Origin of the sequence: Streptomyces sp. DH37 (assembly GCF_029813835.1) — a bacterium.
Classification (GTDB): Bacteria; Actinomycetota; Actinomycetes; order Streptomycetales; family Streptomycetaceae; genus Streptomyces.
This window is the reverse complement of the sequence record NZ_JARVKV010000003.1, coordinates 52,856-76,309: the sequence shown is the minus strand read 5'-3', so window position 1 is coordinate 76,309 and position 23,454 is coordinate 52,856. Positions and strand designations below refer to the sequence as shown.

Genomic DNA, 23,454 nt, shown 5'->3' with positions numbered 1-23,454 from the left:
CGGACGACCGGCGGACAGGATGGACGAGTACGTGGCCGAGGCGGCAGAGACCCCAGGGACCCCCACCGCTCCTGCCCGGCGCCGCCGGCTGGGACGCTGCGCGGCCGTACTGGTGACCGCCGTACCGTTGCTGGCCGGGGTGTTCCAGCCCCTTCCCCGGGCCGGTGCCGCCGTTCCCTCGGCGCCCTCGGCGCCCTCGTCCCCGGCGGCCCCCGCGGCTCCCACCGCCGACGAGTCCCGTACGGCCACGATCTCCATCAGCGGGCTCACGCCCTCGGCGCCGGGCAAGGGGGACACCGTCACCGTCTCCGGTCGCGTCAGCAACAGGACCTCCTCGGACATCACCGAGGCCAAGGTCGCGCTGCGCCCCGGCGCCCGGCTGGACACGCGCAGCGCGATCGACCGGGCCGACTCGCGCGCGGCCTACGTCCCCGGCGTCGACGGGGAGGAGATCGGCGGCAGGGGAACCGTGGAGATCGGTGACCTCCCGGCGGGATCCGGCTTCTCCTTCACCCTGAGCGTGCCGGCCGACAAGCTGCCGTTCGACGAGCCCGGGGTGTACCAGCTCGGGGTCTCGCTGTCGGGGCAGATGGCCGGCGAGGCGTACGAGCGCGTCCTGGGCATCGAGAGGACCCCCCTGCCGTGGCAGCCGTCCGCGCCCGGGAAGGCGACGCAGCTGACCTTCCTGTGGCCGCTGATCTCCTCCGCGCACGTCACCGCCCGCACCGAGTCCGGAGAGCAGCGACGGATGCCGGTCTTCATGGACGACGACCTCGGGGCCGAGATCGCGCCCGGCGGACGGCTCCAGCAGATGGTCGCCCTCGGCAAGGATCTGCCGGTCACCTGGGTGGTCGACCCGGACCTGCTGGCCTCGGTCGAGGCGATGACCAACAGCTACAAGGTGCTGAACGACGACGGCGAGGAGGTCGTCGGCCGCGGTCAGAACAACGCGCGCAGGTGGCTGCACGAGCTCCGGCAGGCGGTGGAGGACGAGGAGGTCGTGGCCCTGCCCTTCGGCGACCCGGACCTGGCCTCCCTCGCCCACCGGGGCAAGAACGTGTCCGGCGCGCTCAGCCACCTGGGCCCCGCCACCGATCTGGGCCGGATGACGGTGAAGACCACCCTCCTCACCGAGACCAGCACCGACTTCGCCTGGCCCGTGGAGGGCGCCGTCGATCCCTCCATCGTCTCCGTGGCCACCTCCGCGGGCGCCCACAACGTCATCACCCGCAGCGACAGCATGCGCGAGTCCGGTGCGCTGAACCACACCCCCACCGCCGCCCGGCCGATCGGCGGCGGCACCACGGCGATCGTGGCGGACGCCCGGCTGTCGAAGCTGTTCCAGGGGGACATGACGCGGGCGGACAACTCGGTGCGGGCCGTGCAGTGGTTCCTGGCCCACACCCAGTCGATCACCGCGCAGCAGCCGGACCGGCAGCGCAGCATCGTGGTGGCCCCCCAGCGGATGCCCACCACCAGCCAGGCCCGGACGATGGCCGCCGCGCTCGACTCGCTCCAGTTGAGCGGGGGCTGGGCGGAGTTCGTGAGCCTGGCCGAAGCCGCGAAGGCCGAGCCCGACCCGCGGGCGAGCCGCACGGTGCCGGGCCAGGGTTCCTACCCGTCCTCGCTGCGCAAGCGGGAGATGCGCACCGAGGCCTTCGAGGAGATCCGCGCCATCCGGAACACCCTCGACGACTTCAAGAGCATCCTGTCCGACCCCACCCGGGTGGAGACCCCCTTCAGCAACGCGCTCCACCGCTCGATGTCCACCTCCTGGCGCGGCGACCGCGAGGAGGCGGCGGAGTACCGGGATTCGGTGCACGACTACCTGAAGGAGCTGACGGGCGGGGTCCGGCTGGTCCAGAAGTCGGAGATGAAGCTGTCCGGCCGTAGCGCCACCATCCCGGTGACCGTGCAGAACAACCTCATCCAGGATGTGGAGAACCTGGAGCTGCGGCTGACCTCCGGGCGCCGGATCGGCCTGGACGTCGGCGAGGCCCAGCCGGTGAGGGTCGAGGGCGGGCACAGCCAGTCGGTGAAGGTCCCCACCACCGCCAAGGCCAACGGCCGTACCTGGGTCGAGGCCCGGCTCTACACCGAGGACGGCGACCCCTGGGGCGAGAAGATGAGGTTCCAGGTGGAGGTCACCGAGATCACCTCCGCGGTGATGCTGGTGATCTCCGGTGGCGTCCTGCTCGTGGTGCTGGCCGGAGTGCGGATGTACACCCAGCGCAAGCGCGCCGGCGACCGGCCTGACCCGGACGCCCCGCTGGAGCCGCGCGCCGGGGGCTCCGGGGAGCCGGAGGGCTCCGCGGAGGCCGCGGAGGCCGCGGAGGCCGCAGGGGACACCGATGAGGGCTCCGAGGGGGGCTCCGGCGGGGAGGCCGGGAGCGGGCAGGCGGGTGACCTCCCCGAGGACACCGGAACCGGACGTCGCGGCCCCTCCGGCGTGGGTGAGAAGGTGGACCGTTGAGCGAGCTGTCGGGGCCGGGGAAGACGGCCGCGGACGATGAGGTGGGGTTGCAGCGATGAACGCGCCGTACGACCGTGACCGCGGTGACGCGCCCGGCGATGGGGGATCGGCCGCCCCGGGCGGCCAGGACCCGCAGGAGCAGTACCCGTACCGGCAGGACCCGTACGGCCGGAACGCCTCCCACCCCGCCCCCCGGGGCGCCTACCGGAAGCCGCAGCCGGGCGGCGATTCGGCGACGGTGCGCTTCACGGGCGTGGACGACATGCTGAACAGGGGGGCGGAGGAGGACGGCGCCCGCGCCCGCGACGACGCCTTCGCCCACCTCTTCCGCGACCAGCAGCAGGCTCCCCCGGCCCAGCAGCACCAGCCGCACACACCGCCCCAGCAGCCGCAGGCCCCCCAGGGACAGCCGTACCCGCACCACCAGGCGCCGGAGCCGTACAGACCGCAGCAGGCATACGCACCGCAGGGCTACCAGGAGCCCTGGGAGCCCCGAGAGCCCCAGCAGCAGGCACCCGGGACCGGAGCCCACCGAGCGCAGGAACCGTACGCGCCACCCCAGCCTCCCGGCCCGCAGCAGCCCCCGTTCGCCGCCGCCGCGCCTCCGCCGCCGCCGCCGCAGGTGGTGTCCGAAACGGAGGGCGCCGCCGAGGATCCGCCTCCCCCGGCCACGGGCAAGCCCGCCCGCCGCGGCGGCGGCATCCTCAAGTCCAGCGCCATCATGGCCGCCGGCACGATGGTCTCCCGGCTCACGGGCTTCGTCCGCACCCTGGTGATCACCGCCGCGCTCGGCGCCGCCATCCTCGGTGACGCCTACACCGTGGCGTACACGCTGCCGACGATGATCTACATCCTGTCCATCGGCGGTGGTCTGAACTCCGTCTTCGTGCCGCAGCTCGTACGCGCCATGAAGGACGACGAGGACGGCGGCGAGGCGTACGCCAACCGTCTGCTCACCCTGGTCATGGTGGTCCTCGGCGGCCTGGTCGCCCTCACCGTGCTGGGCGCGCCGCTGCTGGTCCGGGCGCTGTCCGTGCAGATCGCCGACGATCCGGCGGCCAACAACGTGGCGGTCACCTTCGCCCGCTACTGCCTGCCGACGATCTTCTTCATGGGCATCCACGTCGTCATGGGCCAGATCCTCAACGCCCGTGGCCGCTTCGGCGCGATGATGTGGACCCCCGTCCTGAACAACGTCGTCATCATCACCACCTTCGGCCTGTTCATCTGGGTCTACGGCACGGCCCGGGCCTCCGGGATGAGCGTGGGGACCATTCCTCCCGAGGGCGTCCGGCTGCTCGGCGTCGGCACCCTCCTGGGCCTGGTCGTCCAGGCCCTGGCGATGATCCCGTACCTGCGTGCCACCGGGTTCCGCATCCGGCTGCGCTTCGACTGGCGCGGCCACGGCCTGGGCAAGGCCGCCCGTCTCGCCAAGTGGACGTTCCTGTTCGTCCTGGCCAACCAGGCGGGCGTCCTGGTCGTCACCCAGCTCGCCACCTGGGCGGGCAAGGCGGCCTCCGCGGAGGGCCACGACGGCACCGGCATCCTCGGCTACAGCAACGCCCAGCTGATCTGGCAGATGCCGCAGGCCATCATCACCGTCTCGGTGATGGCCGCCCTGCTGCCGAGGATCTCCCGCGCCGCACACGACGGCGACCCGGCCGCCGTCCGCGACGACATCTCGCACGGACTGCGGACCTCGGCCGTCGCCATCGTGCCCGTGGCCTTCTCCTTCGTGGCCCTCGGCGTGCCGATGTGCCTGCTGATGTACTCCTCCGCGACCGTCGACGCGGCCGTCTCGATGGGCTACATCCTGATGGCCTTCGGCCTCGGCCTGATCCCGTACTCCGTGCAGTACGTGGTCCTGCGCGGCTTCTACGCCTACGAGGACACCCGCACCCCCTTCTACAACACGGTGATCGTGGCCGCCTGCAACGCCGCGGGCTCCGTGCTCGCCTTCCTGCTGCTGCCCAGCCGCTGGGCGGTCGCCGGGATGGCCGCCGCGTACGGCCTCGCGTACGCCGTCGGCGTCGGCGTCGCGTGGAAGCGGCTGCGCAGGCGGCTGGGCGGCGACCTGGACGGCTCCCGCGTCGTCCGCACCTACGCCAGGCTCTGCGGAGCCGCCGTTCCGGCCGCTCTCGTCGGCGGCGGGATCGCCTACGCCGTCGTCCAGGCGCTCGGCGCCGGCTTCCTCGGCGGCGCCGCGGCCCTGGTCGCGGGCGGCCTGGCGCTGGGGGTGGTCTTCGTTCTGGCAGCCCGGCGTATGCGGGTGGAGGAGCTGACCGCCATGATGGGCATGGTCCGCGCGAAGCTCGGCCGCTGAGAGGCTCCGGCGTCCGTCGCACAACCTTCGACCCCACCCGCGTGTCGTGCAGAGCGACGGACTGTGGGCACAATTGTCTCTGGCTGTGTTGGGAAACAGGCTGCAACGGATGGGGAGGCAGGACCGACGGTGGCGGAACGGAGTACGGCTGCCGTCGACGTGGCCGACGAGAGCAGCGGGGCGGACGGCGAGGAGAAGCCGTCGAACACCGCGGCTGAGCGGGCCACGGCCGACGGTTCCACGGACCAGGACGGCGATGACAGCGCAGCGGCGGAGGCCGCCCGTACCGCGGACACCGGGGGCACCGGAACACAGCCCGCCGACACGGTGACACCGGTTTCGCAGCCGCCTCAGCCACCCGAGCTGCACAGCGGCCACAAGCTCGCCCGGCGCTACCGTCTGGAGGAGTGCGTCACCCGCCTGGACGGCTTCAGCAGTTGGCGCGCCGTCGACGAGAAACTGCGCCGCGCCGTCGGAGTCCACCTCCTCGCGGCCGACCACCCGCGCGCCCGGCCCGTCCTCGCCGCGGCCCGCTCCGCGGCCCTCCTCGGCGATCCCCGCTTCGTCCAGGTCCTGGACGCGGTCGAGGAGGGCGACCTCGTCTACGTCGTCCACGAGTGGCTTCCGGACGCCACCTCCCTCGCCACCCTCCTCGCCTCCGGTCCCCTTCCCACCCACGAGGCGTACCAGCTCGTCTCCCAGGTCGCCCAGGCGATGGCCGCCGCCCACCGCGAGGGGCTGGCGCATCTGCGGCTGACTCCCGGCTGTGTGCTGCGCACCGCCGCCGGCCAGTACCGCATCCGCGGTCTCGCGGTGAACGCCGCCCTGCGCGGCATCACCTCCGACCACCCCCAGCGCACCGACACCGAAGCGATCGGCGCCCTGCTCTACGCCTCCCTCACCCAGCGCTGGCCCTACAGCGAGGACGCCTACGGCCTCAGCGGCATGGCCGAGCTGACCGGCGACTCCCTGGTCCCCCCGGACCAGGTGCGCGCCGGAGTGCACCGCGGGCTCTCCGAGCTGGCCATGCGCGCGATGGTCAACAACGGCGCCACCGCCTCGCGCCAGGAGCAGCCCTGCGCCACCCCGGAGGAGCTGACCAAGGCGATCGCCGCACTGCCGCGCATCCGTCCGCCGGAGCCCGACTTCGCCGCGCCGCCGCCGTACCAGCGCCCCGCCTTCCGGCAGGGCTACGGCGCCCCGGCCACCCGTCCTCCCGCGGGTCCGGTCGGCCCGCCCACCGTGGCCGCGCCGACCGCGCCTCCGGCGTTGCCCGGCCGCACCGGCAAGCTGCTGAAGTGGAGCGTCTCCGCGCTGCTCATCGCGGCGCTGGGGCTGGGGAGCTGGCAGCTGGCCGACACCCTGATGAAGGGCGACTCCTCGGTGACGGACCCTCAGCAGAGCCGGATCGAGCAGCAGAAGCAGCCCGAAGCCGCTCCCACGGGCCGGCCCATCGAGATCTCCCTCGTCAAGGACTTCGATCCGTCCGGCAGTGACGGCTCGGAGAACGGCGACGACGTCGCCGCCGTGCTCGACAGCGATCCGAACACCTACTGGCAGACCTCCTCCTACTTCGGGAACCCGAAGTTCGGCGGCCTCAAGGAGGGCGTCGGGCTGATTCTCGACCTCGGCAAGTCCCAGCAGGTCAGTAGCGTCAGGGTCGACTTCAGGGGCACCACCTCCGTCGACTTCCTGGCCGCGGGGAAGGACATCGCCGAAATGCCGTCCTCGCTGAGCGACTTCAGCAGGGTCAGCAGCGGATCCGGCACCGAGGTCGAACTCCGGGCCAAGAAACCGATCGAAACACGGTACGTCCTGGTGTGGCTCACAGAACTCCCCCCAGCCGAGGGAGGCAACTACCGTGGCCGCATCACGGAGGTCGAGGTCCTCAGCTGACCGAGGCCGCCCGTGGACGCAGCGGCCTAGGGAGGCGATCGGCGGGTGGGCGACGAGGTGACGGACGGAGCCGTCGGCGGCGGTACGGGGGGTGCGGGCGATCCCGACGACACCCGCAGAGTCGACGACCGGGAGCTTCTCGCCCGCCATGTCGCGGGCGATCCGCATGCCTTCGGTGAGATCGTGCGCCGTCATCGCGACCGGCTCTGGGCCGTCGCCCTGCGCGTCCTGGGGGATCGCGAGGAGGCGGCTGACGCCGTCCAGGACGCCTTCGTCTCCGCCTACCGGGCCGCCCACACCTTCCGCGGCCAGTCCGCCGTCACCACCTGGCTGCACCGCATCACCGTCAACGCCTGCCTGGACCGCGCCCGCAAGGCCGCCAGCCGCCGGACCTCTCCCATCGCCGAGCCCGAGCGCTTGGAGCAGCTCCTGGAGCCGCACGAGTCCGCCGCCGTGCCCGCCGAGCGTCAGGACCTCCACCGCCAGCTCATCGCCGCGCTCTCCGAGCTGCCGCCGGAGCAGCGGGCGGCGCTCGTCCTCGTCGACATGCAGGGCTACCCGGTCGCCGAGGCCGCCCGTATCCTCGGCGTCGCCGTCGGGACCATCAAGAGTCGCTGTGCCCGCGGCAGGGCCCGGCTACTGCCTCTGGTGAAGCATCTACGCTCGGAGGGCCCGGCAGGGGGTAGCCGGCCGAACGCCGGGGGAAGGAACCGGGCGCAGGGGGCGTCCGTCCCACCGGCAAGAGGGAAACCAGGCACCGGGGTCGTGAAGGGCGGAGGTGAACACACATGACATCCGCGTCTTCCGCGTCGTTCGGTATGGACGGGCACCCTGAGGTCACCGAGATCTCCGATCTCACCGAAGGGCTGCTCTCCCCGGAGCGATCGGCCGATGTGCGCGCCCATCTGTCGGACTGCGAGTTGTGCACGGACGTACGGACATCCCTGGAGGAGATCCGCAGTGCGCTGGGCACCCTTCCGGGGCCGGTCCGGATGCCGTCCGACGTAGCGGGCCGCATCGACGCCGCTCTGGCCGCCGAGGCCCTGCTCGACGCTTCCGCACCTGGCGGGGACGGAATCCGGAACGCCTCCCCGCCTCCCTCCTCAGGTGACGAGCCCAGCATTGTTTCACGTGGAACGGACGGCCGGGATGTCGTTTCACGTGAAACGGTCCACCCCGACCGGACTGCGGGACGCTCCACCGGCCGACCCGCCGGTCGGCCGCGAGGAGCCGGTGGCCCGGGGCGGTCCGGCGGCAGGCGCCCGCGGCGCCGGCGTACCGCGCTGCTCGGTACCGCGGGCGCGGCAGCCCTCCTCACGCTGGGTGCCCTGTTCCTTCCCGACCTGGGAGGGGGTTCCTCCTCCGGCCATGCGAAGGAGGAGTCCGCCTCGGACGCCGCCGGGAGCGACCGGACCGACGAGGCGCTGGAGGCACGCGTACGCTCCCTTCTCGCCGGCAACGGGACGGGGGAGCCGGGGCGGGAGAGCCAGGGAAGTCTGAGAAAGGCCGAATCCGACGCCCCCGACTTCAGCACCAAGGCAAGCCCCGAGTCGCCGGGCACCCCTGCGTCCGCGGTGCCGCTGTGCGTCCGGGCGGGCATCAACCGTGGTGAGGCGCCCCTGGCCGTCGGCATGGGCGTCCACGAAGGGCGGCAGGCGTACATCGTGGTTCTGCCGCACGGGGACGACGACTCACGGGTGGACGCCTACGTAGTCGACGCCGACTGCGTCGACAAGGCGCCTTCCAGCCCGGGCACGATCCTCACCACCCGCACCTACCCGCGTTGAGGGGTCAGCGCGCGCTACCACGGGCGGGAATGCCCGCCTCTTAGGATGCGTTGGATGGGGTGAGCCTCCTTGAGGCCCCGCTCCAGACAGGCATCGGCAAACCCATCGGCAGACAAGGAAGACTCCCGTGAGCGACGTCCGCAACGTGATCATCATCGGCTCCGGGCCGGCGGGGTACACCGCAGCGCTCTACACCGCCCGCGCCGCCCTCAAGCCGCTGGTCTTCGAAGGCTCGGTGACTGCCGGCGGCGCGCTGATGAACACCACCGAGGTGGAGAACTTCCCCGGCTTCCGCGACGGCATCATGGGTCCGGACCTGATGGAGAACATGCGCGCCCAGGCCGAACGCTTCGGCGCCGAACTCGTTCCCGACGACATCACCGCCGTCGACCTGACCGGTGAGGTCAAGACGGTGACCGACTCGGCCGGCACCGTCCACCGCGCCCGGGCGGTCATCGTCGCCACCGGCTCCGCCCACCGCAAGCTCGGCCTGGAGCACGAGGACGAGCTCTCCGGCCGCGGGGTGTCCTGGTGCGCCACCTGCGACGGGTTCTTCTTCAAGGGGCAGCACATCGCCGTGGTCGGCGGCGGCGACACCGCGATGGAGGAGGCCACCTTCCTCTCGCGCTTCGCCTCGAAGGTCACCATCGTCCACCGCCGCGACACCCTGCGGGCGTCCAAGGCCATGCAGGAGCGGGCCTTCGCCGATGAGAAGATCGACTTCGCGTGGAACAGCGAGGTCGCCGAGCTGCACGCCGACGGCGGCAAGCTGGCCGGAGTGACCCTGCGCGACACCACCACCGGCGCCGCCTCCCAGCTGCCGGTGACCGGGCTGTTCATCGCCATCGGCCACGACCCGCGCACCGAACTCTTCCGCGGCCAGCTCGCCCTGGACGACGAGGGCTACCTGACGGTGGACGCGCCCTCCACCCGCACCACCATCCCCGGCGTCTTCGCCGCCGGCGACGTGGTCGACCACACCTACCGCCAGGCCATCACCGCCGCCGGCACCGGCTGCGCGGCTGCCCTGGACGCCGAGCGCTACCTCGCCGCTCTGGTCGACGCCCCCGAGAAGCACGTCGCCGAACCGGAGAAGACCGACCAGGCCGCCACCGCCGCCGCCGCACTCTGACCCCCCTCCCATCACCCCACCCCGAGAAACAAGGAGATCACCATGGCCACCGTGACCGCCACCGATGCCACTTTCGAGGACGTCGTCCTCAAGAGCGACAAGCCCGTCCTGGTCGACTTCTGGGCGGCCTGGTGCGGTCCGTGCCGTCAGATCGCCCCCTCGCTGGAGGCGATCTCCGAGGAGCAGGCCGACAAGCTCACCGTCGTCAAGCTCAACATCGACGAGAACCCGGCCACGGCCGCCAAGTACGGGATCATGTCCATCCCGACGATGAACGTCTACCAGGGCGGCGAGGTCGTGAAGACCATCGTCGGCGCCAAGCCCAAGGCCGCGATCGAGCGCGACCTGTCCGACTTCATCGCCTGACGTTCCACGTGGAACGGGCCCGTCCCCACCCCGGGGTCGGGCCCGTCGTCTTTCCCATCGCTCCAGGGGTCACAGCGGCCTGAGGGCGGGCTCCTTCTGCACCGCTCCCAGAAGCCGGTCGAGCGCCAGTTCCACGTCCTGCTTCCAGGAAAGCGTCGTCCTCAGCTCCAGCCTCAACCGTGGATAGGCAGGGTGCGGACGTACCGTCTTGAAGCCCACAGCGAGAAGGTGGTCGGCGGGGAGCAGACAGGCAGGCTCCTTCCACCGTGCGTCCCCGAACGCCTCGATCGCCTTGAAGCCCCGCCGCAGCACGTCCTTGGCCACGGTCTGCACCATGACCCGGCCCAGGCCCTGCCCCTGGTACCCGGGCATGAGCCAGGCGGTGATCAGCTGCACCGCGTCCGGCGAGACCGGACTGGTGGGAAACGCCGTCGAGCGCGGCACATACGCGGGTGGCGCGTACAGCACGAAGCCGACCGGCACGTCGTCGACATAGACGAGCCGCCCGCAGGATCCCCACTCCAGCAGCACCGCCGATATCCAGGCTTCCTTCTCCAGATCAGGTCGGCCCGCCTTCACCGCGGCATCACCGCTGACAGGATCGAGTTCCCAGAAAACGCACCTGCGGCAGCGCTTCGGAAGGTCCGGCAGGTTGTCCAGAGTGAGCGGAACGAGTTGACGCCCCATGGAGACATCGTATCCATGGGGCGTCATGAGGCAGCGCTCCTGAACTCACTCGGCGCTGTCGTCGTCTCCTCGCGCGAGCTGCTGCTCCAGCAGCTGGTTCTCACCGGGCGCGAACTGGCCCAGGATTCGCTCCAGGTCCTCCATGGAAGCGAACTCGACCACGATCTTCCCCTTCTTCTGGCCCAGGTCCACCTTCACCCGGGTCTCGAAGCGGTCGGAGAGGCGGCTCGCCAGATGGTCCAGTGCGGGGGAGATCCGCTTGCCGGCCCGTGGCCCTCGGGCCCTGGTCCTGCCCTTCGACTTCGTGCCCATCAGGGTCACGATCTCCTCGACCGCCCGCACCGACAGCCCCTCGGCCACGATGCGGTGGGCGAGGCGGTCCTGCTCCTCGGAATCCTCCACGGACAGCAGGGCACGTGCATGCCCCGCCGACAGCACCCCGGCCGCCACACGACGCTGCACCGACGGTGAGAGCCGCAGCAACCGGAGCGTGTTGGAGACCTGGGGACGCGAGCGGCCGATCCGGTCGGCCAACTGGTCATGGGTGCAGTTGAAGTCCTTCAGCAGTTGGTCGTACGCCGCCGCCTCCTCCAGCGGATTCAGCTGCGCCCGGTGCAGGTTCTCCAGCAGGGCGTCAAGGAGGAGCTTCTCGTCCTCCGTGGCCCGGATGATCGCCGGGATCCGCTCCAGACCGGCTTCCCGGCAGGCCCGCCAGCGCCGCTCTCCCATGATGAGCTCGTACCGCTCCGGGCCCAGCTGCCGGACGACCACGGGCTGGAGGAGGCCGACCTCCTGGATGGAGGTCACCAGCTCCGCCAGGGCGTCCTCGTCGAACACCTCACGCGGCTGCCGGGGGTTCGGCGTGATCGCGTCGATCGGCACCTCGGCGAAGTGAGCTCCTGCGACCTCGCCGCCCTCCGCGCTGTCGGCGGGCTCGGTTTCACGTGAAACGTCGTTCCCGTGCTGCCCGTCGCGGTCCGGTAGAACGGCCACCTTGGCCGCCGCCACCCCGCGTCCCGGAGTCAGCACCGGAACCGCGGTCGGCGAAAGCGCACCGTTCTCTCCCACCACGGGGCTGACGCTGTCGTCCGGTCCCGTCGGCGCCGCGGGAATCAGCGCGCCGAGCCCTCGACCCAGCCCTCTACGTCGTTCCGTCACTGAGTCCCCTCCACCATGTGCTGTTCCTGCTGCTTGCTGACGCCTCGCAGCGCGATTTCCCGGGCTGCCTCCAGGTAGGAGAGCGAACCGCTGGAACCCGGGTCGTAAGTGAGAACCGTCTGCCCGTAGCTGGGCGCCTCCGAGATGCGCACCGACCGCGGGATGTTGGTCCGCAGGACCTCCTTGCCGAAGTGCCCACGCACCTCCTCCGCCACCTGGGAGGCCAGCCGCGTACGGCCGTCGTACATCGTCAGCAGAATCGTCGAGACGTGGAGCTTGGGGTTGAGGTGCCCCTTCACCAGCTCGACGTTCCGCAGGAGCTGCCCCAGGCCCTCCAGCGCGTAGTACTCGCACTGGATCGGGATGACCACCTCCGCGCCGGCGACCAGCGCGTTGACGGTCAGCAGGCCGAGCGAGGGCGGGCAGTCGATGAAGATGTAGTCCAGTGGCTGCTCGTACGCGGAGATCGCCTTGTGCAGACGGCTCTCCCTCGCCACCAGCGACACCAGCTCGATCTCCGCACCGGCGAGGTCGATCGTGGCCGGGGCGCAGAAGAGCCCCTCCACCTCCCGTACCGGCTGGACGACGTCGGAGAGTGGCCTGCTGTCCACCAGAACGTCGTAGATCGACGGGACCTCGGCGTGGTGGTCTATCCCCAGAGCCGTGGACGCGTTGCCCTGGGGATCGAGGTCGATCACCAGGACCCGGGCGCCATGCAGGGCGAGGGAGGCGGCGAGGTTGACCGTGGTCGTGGTCTTGCCGACCCCGCCCTTCTGGTTGGCGACCACCATCACCCGGGTCTCCTCGGGCCTGGGCAGGCCTTCACCGGCACGGTTCATCGCCTCGACCGCCTGCTGAGCGGCACGGCCGACGGGGGCGGAGGCATCCCCGTCGTACCGGGGGGAGGCGTCCATGGGAGGCGGAGTCTCACTCATCGTTTCACGTGAAACATCCGCCGTTTCAGAACGGGGACCCGGGACCGGATCGGTCATCGGTCCCGCAATATGGCCGTCGGACCGCAACGGTTCACTCTCCTCGACATCAGGCTCGCGATGAGAAGAGCCTGCCATGTCCTCCGGGTCGGGAACCAGCGAGCCCCGCTCACCTGTGGATGAATCCACACCGGAGCGGGGCTCGGATGGGCTCGACGCGTCAGCCGCGCGCCCTCGACGGATGATTCCATTCAGGAAGCGACGTTTCACGGGAAGCACGATGCATCCACGCCCACCCCGGGGCGCGGCGACACTCCGCATGATCCTTCTATGGCGACTCTACGGAGTAACGGGACTCCACCCGGGGATCACCGCCGACGACGCGCGCTCCGCGAGCGTCCCGTCCGGGCCGCCTTCGCCTTCTTGGCGGCGAAACGCACCCCGCCCGGGCTCTCGCCGACCTCCACCCGCACCACGGTGGCCGTCGGCTCCACCAGTCCCTCGCCGATGCGGAGCACCGAGGAGTCCACCGCGCCGAGCTTCTGGAGCGCGACGCGCGACGCCTTCAGCTCCTCCTCCGCCGTGTCCCCCTTGAGGGCCAGCATCTCGCCGTACGGCCGCAGCAGCGGTACGCCCCAGCCGGCGAGCCGATCCAGCGGAGCCACCGCCCGAGCCGTCACCACGTGCACCGGAGGCAGCGACCCCAGGACCTCCTCGGCCCTCCCTCGCACCACCGACACATGGTCCAGCCCCAGCAGCTCGACGACCTCCTGCAGGAAGGTCGTACGCCGGAGCAGCGGCTCCAGCAGCGTGATCCTCAGGTCCTGCCGCACCAGCGCGAGCGGAATGCCCGGCAGCCCCGCGCCCGAGCCGACGTCGCAGACCGTCACTCCCTCGGGGACGACCTCGGAGAGCACCGCGCAGTTCAGCAGATGGCGCTCCCACAGCCGCGGCACCTCGCGCGGTCCGATCAGCCCGCGCTTGACCCCCACCTCCGCCAGCAGCTCCGCGTAGCGGACCGCGTCGGCGAAGCGGTCACCGAAAACCTCCCGCGCCACCTCGGGCGCGGGAGGAAGGGTCGACGACACGGAGTCCGTCACGGCAGCACGACCACGCAGCGCTGCGGCTCCTCGCCCTCGGACTCGCTGCGCAGCCCCGCCGCGGCCACCGCGTCGTGCACGACCTTGCGCTCGAAGGGCGTCATCGGCCTCAGCTTCACCGGCTCGCCGGTGCGCTTCACGTCCTTGGCCGTCCTGGTTCCCAGCTCCGACAGTTCCTCGCGCTTGCGGGCGCGGTAGCCGGCGATGTCCAGCATCAGCCTGCTGCGGTCACCGGTCTCACGGAGCACCGCGAGCCGGGTCAGCTCCTGCAGGGCCTCCAGCACCTCACCGTCCCGGCCGACGAGCTTCTGCAGGTCCCGGCTCTCTCCGTCACTGATGATCGACACCGCGGCACGGTCGCCCTCGACGTCCATGTCGATGTCACCGTCGAGATCCGCGATGTCGAGGAGCCCCTCGAGATAGTCGGCCGCGATCTCACCCTCCTGCTCGAGGCGGGTCAGGGTGTCGGCGCCCTCTGCGGTCGTGTCCGTCACGAGTGGACTCCTTCTTACTTCTTGGACGGGTGCTTGGGCCGCTGCGAGCCCTTGCGCTGTCCGGGCTTCTTCTTCGACTGCTGCCCGGGCCGCGCCGAGGAGTCCTGGGAGGCCTCCTTGGTCAGCGAGTGCTTCTGCCCGGTCGTCTTCTTCGCCTCCGCCTGGGCCGCGGCGGCCTGGCGCTGGGCCTTGGTCTGGCGCTTGGGCTGCTGCCGGTTGGCGCGGGCGGCCTCGACGGCCTTCTTGGCCTCGACCTCGGCCGGGTCCTCCTTGATCTTGCCCTTGGCCCGCAGCTTCTCCTGACGCTGCTTGTAGGCCAGCGAGCCCGGCGTCGGGTTGCGCTTGATGACGTACATCTGCTGCCCGAAGGTCCACACGTTGGTGGTCAGCCAGTAGACGAGGACACCGACGGGGAAGTTGATGCCGAAGACGGCGAAGATGATGGGGAAGACGTACATCAGCATCTTCTGCTGCTGCATGAACGGCGTCTTCACCGTCAGGTCGACGTTCTTCGTCATCAGCTGGCGCTGCGTGTAGAACTGCGACGCCGACATCAGCAGGATCATGATGACCGTGACCACGCGGACGTCGGTCAGCGTGGCGTCCAGCGCGGCGACCTTGTCGGCACTGTCCATGAACCGCGCCGCGATCGGGGCCCCGAAGATGTGGGCGTTACGGGCGCTGTCCACCAGCCCGGCGTCCATGACGCCGACCGCCTGGTTGTTGGCGATCTTGTTCAGCACCTGGTAGAGGGCCAGGAAGAACGGGGACTGCGCGAGAATCGGAAGGCAGCTGGAGAGCGGGTTGGTGCCCGTCTCCTTGTACAGCTTCATCATCTCTTCCGACTGGCGCTGCCGGTCGTTCTTGTAGCGCTCCTGGATCGCCTTCATCTTCGGCTGGATCGCCTGCATGTTCCGCGTCGCCTTGATCTGCTTCACGAAGAGCGGGATCAGGGCGATGCGGATCACGATCACCAGCGAGACGATGGACAGACCCCAGGCCCAACCGCTGTCCTCGTCGAAGACGAGGCTGTACAGCTTGTGGAACTGGACGATGATCCAGGAAACAGCGGTATACAGAGGACCGAGGATCGTGTCGATCGTGTCCACGAGTCAGGCTCCTTGGGCATTGGAGTGGGTCCGGTGCTGCCAGCGGTCGCGCAGCCGCTGGTGCCAGACCGGGTGCTTCCGGGCGGGAACGTGATCGACCCCGCCGGGGGACCACGGGTTGCAACGCAGAACGCGCCAGGCGGTCAGCGCCGTTCCCTTCACCGCACCGTGTCGCCGGATGGCCTCGTAGCCGTAGTGCGAGCACGACGGGTAGTACCGGCACACCGGACCGAGCAGCGGGCTGATGGTCCACTGGTACAACTTGATCAACCACAGCAGCGGGTACTTCACGACGGGCCTCCCAGCAGCCGCTGCAGTGCGGTGTCCAGATCACGGGCCAGCCTGTCGTGGTCCGCCTCGCCCGCACCGGGCAGCGCCCGTATGACCATCAGGCTACCGGGCGGCAGAGTCGCCAGCCTCTCCCGGACAAGGTGACGCAGCCGACGCTTGACACGGTTGCGCACCACCGCGTTGCCCACGGCCTTGCTCACGACGAAACCCGCACGCGCCGGAGGGACGACTCCCTCCGCCGCGTGCGGGTCCGTACGTCCCCCGGAATCGCTCCGGGGGGACCCCCTGCGCAGATGGACGACGAGGAGCGGGCGCCCGGCCCGACGCCCTCGGCGTACCGCGGCCGCGAAATCCTCGCGCCGCCTCAGCCGGTTCTCGGTGGGCAGCACGTCACGGACCCGCGGTCTGACTGGTCAGGCTCTGGTCAGGCCGACAGACGGGCGCGGCCCTTGCCACGGCGGGACGCCAGGATCGCGCGGCCGGCACGGGTCCGCATGCGCAGCCGGAAACCGTGGGTCTTCGCACGACGGCGGTTGTTCGGCTGGAAGGTGCGCTTGCTCACTCGGGGACTCCAGGAATTCTTGTGTCTCAACGAGACGCGTGGGGCGCCGACTGGCTGTCACCGTGCGCCCACGAGTAGCTCGCAACGCCCGAGTGCACCGCTTCTATGATCACCAGGATCTTGCCCATCGGAGGCAGGCGGCAGCAGCCATCGACAACTCGACCTGGTTACGGTACGCGCGCCCACGCCATCAGGTCAAACCAGAGCCAGCCGGGGGGTTCTGTACACAGCCTGTGGACAACGACTTGAACCGCACGCGCCGCGCTGACTACCGTGGCCGAACTTCCGTTTCTTCCCGACCGTCCCGAGCACCACACACGGGTGGGACTGTCGAAGCCCGAACAACCCCCCACCCAGCGAGTGAGAGAGCGTGCCCTGTGGCTGACCTACCTGCCGATCTTGCCGCAGTGTGGCCACGCGTGCTGGAACAGCTCCTCGCCGACGGCCAGGGAGTCGAGGCCAAGGACCAGCGGTGGCTCAAAGACTGCCAGCCCCTGGTGCTGGTGTCCGGCACCGCGCTGCTCGGCGTGCCCAACGAGTACGCGAAGGGCGTCCTGGAGGGGCGGCTCTCCCCGCTGATCACCGACGCGCTCAGCCGCGAGTGCCAGCAGCCCATCCGCCTCGCGATCACCGTCACCGGGCCGGTTCCGGAGTCCCAGGCGCCGGCGCCCCCCGCGCCGCCGGCCTCCCCGGAGCCGCCGCAGCACCACCAGCCCGCGCCGCACCAGCAGCCGCTGCACTTCGACGAGCCGCGCTACGACGCCCCCCGGCACGGCGGCCGGCACGCCCGGCAGCACGGCCCCCAGCACGGTCCCCAGCACGAGGACCGGCAGCCGGAGCTCGACCTGCCGAGCGCGCGTCCCGCGTACCCGGACTACCCGCACGCGCCCCAGCAGCACCAGCCCGGCGCATGGCCCCGCCCGCAGGACCCGGACGCCTGGCAGCCGCCGCGCGACCCGTACCAGTCGCAGGCCCCGTCGTACGAGCCGCCCTCCTACGACGGCCGGCACCGCGCGTCCCCCTACGACCAGCCGCCGGTGCCGCGCTACGACGGCGTCCGGGGCACGGGCCGGCCGGACCCCCCGCAGCTGCCCGCCCCCAGCGGCGCCCCCGGCCCGCTCGCCGCCCAGCCCGCGCCCGCGACCGGTCCCGGCGAGCCGACCGCCCGGCTGAACCCGAAGTACCTCTTCGACACCTTCGTCATCGGCGCCTCCAACCGCTTCGCGCACGCCGCCGCGGTGGCCGTGGCCGAGGCGCCGGCCAAGGCGTACAACCCGCTGTTCATCTACGGCGAGTCCGGGCTGGGCAAGACGCACCTGCTGCACGCCATCGGGCACTACGCGCGCAGCCTCTACCCGGGCACGCGGGTGCGGTACGTCAGCTCGGAGGAGTTCACCAACGAGTTCATCAACTCCATCCGCGACGGCAAGGCGGACGCGTTCCGCAAGCGCTACCGCGACATGGACATCCTGCTGGTCGACGACATCCAGTTCCTGGCGAGCAAGGAGTCGACGCAGGAGGAGTTCTTCCACACCTTCAACACCCTCCACAACGCCAACAAGCAGATCGTGCTCTCCTCCGACCGGCCGCCCAAGCAGCTGGTCACCCTGGAGGACCGGCTGCGCAACCGGTTCGAGTGGGGGCTGATCACCGACGTCCAGCCGCCGGAGCTGGAGACGCGCATCGCGATCCTGCGGAAGAAGGCCGTCCAGGAGCAGCTGAACGCGCCGCCGGAGGTGTTGGAGTTCATCGCGTCCCGGATCTCGCGCAACATCCGCGAGCTGGAGGGGGCGCTGATCCGGGTCACGGCCTTCGCCAGCCTCAACCGGCAGCCCGTCGACCTGGGCCTGACCGAGATCGTCCTGAAGGACCTCATCCCCGGCGGCGAGGACGCCGCCCCGGAGATCACCGCGACCAACATCATGGCCGCCACCGCCGACTACTTCGGGCTGACGGTGGACGACCTGTGCGGCTCCTCGCGCAGCCGCGTCCTGGTCACCGCCCGGCAGATCGCCATGTACCTGTGCCGCGAGCTGACCGATCTGTCGCTGCCGAAGATCGGCGCCCAGTTCGGCGGCCGGGACCACACCACCGTCATGCACGCCGACCGCAAGATCCGCGCGCTGATGGCCGAGCGGCGGTCCATCTACAACCAGGTCACCGAGCTGACCAACCGCATCAAGAACGCCTGACGCGGCGGCGGGGAACGGCGTCCGACGGCGTCCGGCAGCGGCCGGCCCCCTGCCGGCGGCCGTTCCCCGCCGCCGCGCGGGCCGCGGAAGCCCCCCGGGAGGTCTCCCGGGGGGCTTCTCGCTGTTCGAATCCACAGGCCGGAAGAGGAGTGGTCCACAGATTCGCCGACTTTCCTCCGTCCACACTCTGGGGACCGCCGGGTTGTCCCGATAGCGTCCACAGGCACACCGCTCGATGATCGAATGGGCCAGGTCAGGTGCCTGGGGATCTGTGGTCGAACGTTGTCCACAGGCTGTGGATCCAGAATGCGCCCACAGGCGGCGGATCGGATTGTCCACCGCCCGCCCACAGCCCCGGCCGTGTTGTGCACAGCTTCCACCTGCTTCTCCACAGGGCTGTCCACTGTTCGACAACATGGCGCACTCTGTCACCGCTACGTGTGAAAGGCGTCACACGAAGGGGCTGGGTTGGGCTGTTGAGAAGGTGGGTAAAACTGTGGGCAGCCCTGGGGAGAAGTCACGGATCGCTGTGCATCGGGTGTGCAGAACTTTCCGGTGTCCACAGGAACGCCCCTTCCGTCCACGTCCCCACCCACAGGGGCGGTGGACAAAACTTCCGGCCTGACCTGCGCGGATCGAGTTATCCCCGGTTTCCACAGGCCCTACTACTACGACCACAGAGATAAAGCTCCGACTTCGTTCGGAAACGGGCCCTGTGCACAACTCGGTCCGGCCGGGCTCCGCGCCCCTCCCGGCGACTTGACCCCGACCCGCCCCGGCTGTCAGCGGTGTGCGTCAGACTGGTCCCCGGCGACCAGCCGACGACGAAGACCAGCAAGGCGAGCAGCCAGCAACAGCGGGAGGCGGCTTAAGTGAAGATCCGGGTGGAGCGCGACGTCCTCGCGGAGGCGGTGGCCTGGGCGGCCCGCAGCCTGCCGGCCCGGCCCCCGGTGCCGGTCCTCGCGGGCCTGCTGCTGAAGGCCGAGGAGGGCTCGCTGAGCCTGTCCGGCTTCGACTACGAGGTCTCGGCGCGGGTCTCGGTGGAGGCCGATGTGGAGGAGGACGGGACGGTCCTCGTCTCCGGCCGCCTGCTGGCCGACATCTCCCGTGCCCTCCCCAACCGCCCGGTGGAGATCTCCACAGACGGTGTACGGGTGAGCGTCGTCTGCGGATCCTCGCGGTTCACGCTCCACACACTGCCTGTGGAGGAGTACCCGGCCCTTCCCCAGATGCCGAGCGCGACCGGCACGGTCCCCGGCGAGGTCTTCGCCGCCGCCGCCGCCCAGGTCGCCATCGCCGCCGGACGCGACGACACCCTGCCGGTGCTCACCGGTGTGCGGATCGAGATCGAGGGCGACACCGTCACCCTGGCGTCCACCGACCGCTACCGCTTCGCGGTCCGCGAGTTCCTGTGGAAGCCGGAGACGCCGGACGCCTCCGCGGTGGCCCTGGTGCCGGCCAAGACGCTGCTGGACACGGCGAAGTCGCTCAGCGGCGGCGACGACGTGACGCTGGCGCTGTCCGGCTCCGGCGCGGGCGAGGGCCTGATCGGCTTCGAGGGCAACGGCCGGCGGACCACGACGCGGCTGCTCGAGGGCGACCTGCCCAAGTACCGCACGCTGTTCCCGACGGAGTTCAACTCGGTCGCGGTGATCGAGACCGCCCCCTTCGTGGAGGCGGTCAAGCGCGTGTCGCTGGTGGCCGAGCGGAACACCCCGGTGCGGCTCACCTTCGAGCAGGGCGTCCTGATCCTGGAGGCCGGTTCCAGCGACGACGCACAGGCCGTGGAGCGTGTGGACGCGCAGCTGGAGGGCGACGACATCTCGATCGCCTTCAACCCCGGCTTCCTCCTGGAGGGCCTGAGCGCCATCGACGCCCCGGTCGCGCAGCTGTCCTTCACGACCTCGACCAAGCCCGCGCTGCTGAGCGGCAGGCCCGCGATGGACGCGGAGGCGGACGAGGCGTACAAGTACCTGATCATGCCGGTGCGGCTGTCGGGCTGAGCCGGGGGAGCCCGCCGCCCCCCGGCCGGGGCCGGCGGCGTGCCGGTCCGGCCGCCGGGGAGGTTCCCCGGTTCCCGGGCCCGCTCGCGCGCATACGAGCGGAGTGTGCCCGCAGCTGTGCGCCGCCCCCTCCGGCGTAGGCTCGTACCCGGGTACGCAACACCAGGACACCGAAGAAAGGCGCCCCTGATGGAGCTCGGTCTCGTCGGTCTCGGCAAGATGGGCGGCAACATGCGCGAGCGCATCCGCCGCGCAGGCCACACCGTCGTCGGATTCGATCGCAACCCGGACCTCACCGACGTCCACAGCCTCGAGGAACTCGTGGACTCGCTCAAGGCCCCGCGCGTGGTGTGGGTGATGGTCCCGGCCGGCGGCCCGACCCAGTCGACGGTCGACGCGCTGGGCGAGCTGCTCTCCCCCGGCGACGTGGTCGTGGACGGCGGGAACTCCCGCTGGACCGACGACGAGCGGCACGCCGAGGAGCTGGCGGCCAAGGGCATCGGCTTCGTGGACTGCGGCGTCTCCGGCGGCGTGTGGGGCCTGGAGAACGGCTACGCGCTGATGTACGGCGGCGACGCCGAGAACGTCGCGAAGGTGCAGCCGGTCTTCGACGCCCTCAAGCCGGAGGGCGAGTTCGGCTCCGTGCACGCCGGGAGGGTGGGCGCGGGCCACTTCGCGAAGATGGTCCACAACGGCATCGAGTACGCGATGATGCAGGCCTTCGCCGAGGGCTGGGAGCTGCTGGAGGCCGCGGACGCGGTGACCGACGTCCGCGAGGTCTTCCGCTCCTGGCAGGAGGGCACGGTCATCCGCTCCTGGCTGCTGGACCTGGCCGTCCGCGCGCTGGACGACGACGAGCACCTGGCGGCGCTGCGCGGCTACGCGGCCGACTCCGGGGAGGGCCGCTGGACGGTGGAGGCGGCGATCGACCACGCCGTGCCGCTGCCCGCGATCACCGCGTCGCTGTTCGCGCGCTTCGCCTCGCGCCAGGACGACTCCCCCCAGATGAAGATGATCGCCGCGCTGCGCAACCAGTTCGGCGGCCACGCCGTGACCGCCGCGGCCGGCGGCGAGAAGGGCGCCGACGCGCCGGGCGCGGACGTCGTCCCGCCCGTCGGCGGCTGACCGGCGCAAGGGTCCGATGCACGTCACGCATCTGTCGCTGGCCGACTTCCGGTCCTACGCCCGGGTCGAGGTTCCGCTCGATCCGGGCGTCACCGCTTTCGTCGGCCCGAACGGCCAGGGCAAGACCAACCTCGTCGAGGCGGTCGGCTACCTCGCGACCCTGGGCAGCCACCGGGTGTCCTCCGACGCGCCGCTGGTGCGGCAGGGCGCCGACCGCGCGGTCGTACGGGCGGTGGTGCGCCAGGGGGACCGGCAGCAGCTGGTGGAGCTGGAGCTGAATCCGGGGAGGGCCAACCGGGCCCGGATCAACCGTTCCTCGCAGGTGAGGCCGAGGGACGTGCTGGGCATCGTGCGCACGGTGCTGTTCGCGCCGGAGGACCTGGCGCTGGTGAAGGGCGATCCCGGGGAGCGCCGCCGCTTCCTGGACGAGATGGTGACGGCGCGGTCGCCGCGGATGGCGGGGGTGCGGTCGGACTACGACCGGGTGCTCAGGCAGCGCAACACCCTGCTGAAGACGGCGGCGATGGCGCGCCGCCACGGCGGCGGCTCCGGCGGCGGGGCGCTGTCCACCCTGGACGTGTGGGACCAGCACCTGGCACGGGCCGGCGCGGAGTTGCTGGCCCACCGGACGGCGCTGGTGGCGGCGCTGGGCCCGCTGGCGGACAAGGCGTACGAGCGGCTGGCGCCCGGCGGCGGGCCGGTGGTGATGGAGTACCGCTCCCCGGTGGAGGGCGGTACGCGCGAGGAGCTGTACGAGGGGCTGCTGGCCGCCCTGTCGGACGCGCGCCGCCAGGAGATCGAGCGCGGTGTGACGCTGGTGGGCCCGCACCGCGACGACCTCGTGCTGAGGCTGGGGGAGCTGCCCGCCAAGGGGTACGCGAGCCACGGCGAGTCGTGGTCGTACGCGCTGGCGCTGCGGCTGGCCTCGTACGACCTGCTGCGCGGCGAGGGGAACGAGCCGGTGCTGGTGCTCGACGACGTCTTCGCCGAGCTGGACGCGAAGCGGCGGGAGAGGCTGGCGGAGCTGGTGGCGCACGGCGAGCAGGTGCTGGTGACGGCGGCGGTGGAGGAGGACGTCCCCGGGCTGCTGGCGGGGGCGCGGTACGCGGTCGGCGACGGGGAGGTGACCCGGCTGTGAGGCGGGGCGAGCGTCCGGGCCTCCCGGACCGTCCGGACCGTCCGGATGAGGCCGCCGACCGGTCCGCCGGCGAACCCGTACGGCTTCCGGGGTCGTCGGAGGTGAGGATTCCGGGACCGTCCGCGGAGCCGTCGGGCGTCGACCTGGCCAGGGTCGCGCTGCGGGCGGCCCGGGAGCAGGCGCGGGCCCGCGGTGCGGCGGCGCGGCAGAAGCGCCAGGCGCGCACCGGCGGCGGTCTGCGGTCGGGGGCGCGGCGGGACGGCCGCGATCCGCTGCCGCTGGGAGCCGCGATCGAGCGGCTGAAGACCGAGCGCGGCTGGGAGATGCCGATGGCGGTCGGCGGCGTGATGGGCCGCTGGCCGGAGTTGGTGGGGCCGGACCTGGCGCGGCACTGCCTGCCGCAGTCGTACGACGAGCAGGCGCGGGTGCTGTCGGTGCGCTGCGACTCGACGGCGTGGGCGACGCAGGTGCGGCTGCTGGCGCCGCAGCTCGTGGCGCGGCTGAACGCCGATCTCGGGCAGGGGACGGTGAAGTTGATCAGGGTGCGGGGGCCGGAGGCGCCGGACACCCGGCACGGTCCGCTGCGCGCGCCGGGCAGCCGGGGGCCGGGGGACACCTACGGATGACGGGCGCGGGCCCACCGGTCCACCCGTTCCCGCCCACGATTCGTCCCATTTCCTCCCGTT

21 protein-coding genes are annotated in these 23,454 nt (G+C 71.3%); 12 read left to right on the top strand and 9 right to left on the bottom strand.

The window, feature by feature from the left end:
- Positions 1–19 precede the first annotated feature (19 nt).
- The 7 genes from QC029_RS02465 (at position 20) to trxA (ending at position 9,977) form a co-directional block, all read left to right on the top strand.
- A complete protein-coding gene (locus tag QC029_RS02465) occupies positions 20–2,473 on the top strand; it encodes a DUF6049 family protein (protein ID WP_279553628.1) in 2,454 nt (817 codons plus the stop codon).
- A gap of 55 nt (positions 2,474–2,528) precedes the next feature.
- Positions 2,529–4,796 carry a murein biosynthesis integral membrane protein MurJ gene (gene murJ / locus QC029_RS02460; protein WP_279553627.1) on the top strand — a complete coding sequence of 756 codons (2,268 nt, stop codon included), beginning with the start codon at positions 2,529–2,531 and terminating at the stop codon, positions 4,794–4,796.
- A gap of 129 nt (positions 4,797–4,925) precedes the next feature.
- Entirely contained in the window at positions 4,926–6,692 is a 1,767-nt protein-coding gene (locus tag QC029_RS02455; RefSeq protein WP_279553626.1) for a protein kinase family protein, read from the top strand.
- 45 nt (positions 6,693–6,737) lie between these two features.
- The gene (sigM, locus tag QC029_RS02450; protein ID WP_279553625.1) at positions 6,738–7,484 is read left to right on the top strand and encodes an RNA polymerase sigma factor SigM; all 747 of its coding nucleotides are present in this window, start codon (positions 6,738–6,740) and stop codon (positions 7,482–7,484) included.
- On the top strand, positions 7,481–8,479 hold the full coding sequence (locus tag QC029_RS02445; protein ID WP_279553624.1) for a hypothetical protein: 999 nt from the start codon (positions 7,481–7,483) through the stop codon (positions 8,477–8,479). The genes sigM and QC029_RS02445 overlap by 4 nt, the downstream gene beginning before the upstream one ends.
- A 127-nt stretch (positions 8,480–8,606) precedes the next feature.
- The gene (trxB, locus tag QC029_RS02440; RefSeq protein WP_279553623.1) at positions 8,607–9,611 is read left to right on the top strand and encodes a thioredoxin-disulfide reductase; all 1,005 of its coding nucleotides are present in this window, start codon (positions 8,607–8,609) and stop codon (positions 9,609–9,611) included.
- A gap of 42 nt (positions 9,612–9,653) precedes the next feature.
- Positions 9,654–9,977, top strand: a complete 324-nt coding sequence (trxA, locus tag QC029_RS02435; protein WP_279553622.1) for a thioredoxin — start codon at positions 9,654–9,656, stop codon at positions 9,975–9,977.
- Between the two features lie 69 nt (positions 9,978–10,046).
- Here the strand turns inward: trxA and QC029_RS02430 are convergent, their stop codons facing one another.
- From QC029_RS02430 to rpmH, 9 genes are all read right to left on the bottom strand, one after another.
- A complete protein-coding gene (locus QC029_RS02430) occupies positions 10,047–10,664 on the bottom strand; it encodes a GNAT family N-acetyltransferase (protein ID WP_279553621.1) in 618 nt (205 codons plus the stop codon).
- Between the two features lie 45 nt (positions 10,665–10,709).
- Complete coding sequence (locus tag QC029_RS02425) at positions 10,710–11,822, bottom strand: ParB/RepB/Spo0J family partition protein (RefSeq protein ID WP_279553620.1); 1,113 nt, start codon at positions 11,820–11,822, stop codon at positions 10,710–10,712.
- Positions 11,819–12,892 (bottom strand): ParA family protein, encoded by a 1,074-nt coding sequence (locus QC029_RS02420; protein ID WP_279553619.1) that lies wholly within the window; start codon positions 12,890–12,892, stop codon positions 11,819–11,821. Before QC029_RS02420 ends, QC029_RS02425 begins: the two co-directional genes overlap by 4 nt.
- 230 nt (positions 12,893–13,122) lie before the next feature.
- On the bottom strand, positions 13,123–13,854 hold the full coding sequence (rsmG, locus tag QC029_RS02415) for a 16S rRNA (guanine(527)-N(7))-methyltransferase RsmG (protein ID WP_279553618.1): 732 nt from the start codon (positions 13,852–13,854) through the stop codon (positions 13,123–13,125).
- Positions 13,851–14,348 carry a R3H domain-containing nucleic acid-binding protein gene (locus QC029_RS02410; protein ID WP_279553616.1) on the bottom strand — a complete coding sequence of 166 codons (498 nt, stop codon included), beginning with the start codon at positions 14,346–14,348 and terminating at the stop codon, positions 13,851–13,853. The genes rsmG and QC029_RS02410 overlap by 4 nt, the downstream gene beginning before the upstream one ends.
- Positions 14,349–14,362: 14 nt before the next feature.
- Positions 14,363–15,448: a membrane protein insertase YidC gene (gene yidC, locus QC029_RS02405; RefSeq protein ID WP_279553756.1), complete on the bottom strand. Its 1,086-nt coding sequence runs from the start codon at positions 15,446–15,448 to the stop codon at positions 14,363–14,365.
- A gap of 12 nt (positions 15,449–15,460) precedes the next feature.
- On the bottom strand, positions 15,461–15,748 hold the full coding sequence (gene yidD / locus QC029_RS02400) for a membrane protein insertion efficiency factor YidD (protein WP_279553615.1): 288 nt from the start codon (positions 15,746–15,748) through the stop codon (positions 15,461–15,463).
- A complete protein-coding gene (rnpA, locus tag QC029_RS02395; protein WP_279553614.1) occupies positions 15,745–16,137 on the bottom strand; it encodes a ribonuclease P protein component in 393 nt (130 codons plus the stop codon). Before rnpA ends, yidD begins: the two co-directional genes overlap by 4 nt.
- A gap of 35 nt (positions 16,138–16,172) precedes the next feature.
- The gene (rpmH, locus tag QC029_RS02390; RefSeq protein ID WP_003949374.1) at positions 16,173–16,310 is read right to left on the bottom strand and encodes a 50S ribosomal protein L34; all 138 of its coding nucleotides are present in this window, start codon (positions 16,308–16,310) and stop codon (positions 16,173–16,175) included.
- A gap of 377 nt (positions 16,311–16,687) precedes the next feature.
- On the opposite strand from rpmH, the gene dnaA reads away from it, so the two are divergent.
- The 5 genes from dnaA (at position 16,688) to QC029_RS02365 (ending at position 23,394) form a co-directional block, all read left to right on the top strand.
- On the top strand, positions 16,688–18,502 hold the full coding sequence (gene dnaA, locus QC029_RS02385) for a chromosomal replication initiator protein DnaA (RefSeq protein WP_279553613.1): 1,815 nt from the start codon (positions 16,688–16,690) through the stop codon (positions 18,500–18,502).
- 872 nt (positions 18,503–19,374) lie between these two features.
- Positions 19,375–20,505 carry a DNA polymerase III subunit beta gene (dnaN, locus tag QC029_RS02380; RefSeq protein WP_279553612.1) on the top strand — a complete coding sequence of 377 codons (1,131 nt, stop codon included), beginning with the start codon at positions 19,375–19,377 and terminating at the stop codon, positions 20,503–20,505.
- A 189-nt stretch (positions 20,506–20,694) separates the two neighbouring features.
- Complete coding sequence (gene gnd, locus QC029_RS02375; protein WP_279553610.1) at positions 20,695–21,630, top strand: phosphogluconate dehydrogenase (NAD(+)-dependent, decarboxylating); 936 nt, start codon at positions 20,695–20,697, stop codon at positions 21,628–21,630.
- A 16-nt stretch (positions 21,631–21,646) separates the two neighbouring features.
- Positions 21,647–22,768, top strand: a complete 1,122-nt coding sequence (gene recF / locus QC029_RS02370) for a DNA replication/repair protein RecF (protein WP_279553609.1) — start codon at positions 21,647–21,649, stop codon at positions 22,766–22,768.
- A gap of 101 nt (positions 22,769–22,869) precedes the next feature.
- The gene (locus tag QC029_RS02365) at positions 22,870–23,394 is read left to right on the top strand and encodes a DciA family protein (RefSeq protein WP_279553608.1); all 525 of its coding nucleotides are present in this window, start codon (positions 22,870–22,872) and stop codon (positions 23,392–23,394) included.
- Positions 23,395–23,454: the final 60 nt, after the last annotated feature.

Bases quoted from the DNA above. Each gene is read 5' to 3' on its own strand.
- QC029_RS02430 (WP_279553621.1), bottom strand. From the start codon at position 10,664: ATGGGGCGTCAACTCGTTCCGCTCACTCTGGACAACCTGCCGGACCTT.
- QC029_RS02445 (WP_279553624.1), top strand. From the start codon at position 7,481: ATGACATCCGCGTCTTCCGCGTCGTTCGGTATGGACGGGCACCCTGAG.
- QC029_RS02465 (WP_279553628.1), top strand. From the start codon at position 20: ATGGACGAGTACGTGGCCGAGGCGGCAGAGACCCCAGGGACCCCCACC.
- QC029_RS02420 (WP_279553619.1), bottom strand. From the start codon at position 12,892: ATGGCAGGCTCTTCTCATCGCGAGCCTGATGTCGAGGAGAGTGAACCG.
- murJ (WP_279553627.1), top strand. From the start codon at position 2,529: ATGAACGCGCCGTACGACCGTGACCGCGGTGACGCGCCCGGCGATGGG.
- gnd (WP_279553610.1), top strand. From the start codon at position 20,695: ATGGAGCTCGGTCTCGTCGGTCTCGGCAAGATGGGCGGCAACATGCGC.
- trxA (WP_279553622.1), top strand. From the start codon at position 9,654: ATGGCCACCGTGACCGCCACCGATGCCACTTTCGAGGACGTCGTCCTC.
- recF (WP_279553609.1), top strand. From the start codon at position 21,647: ATGCACGTCACGCATCTGTCGCTGGCCGACTTCCGGTCCTACGCCCGG.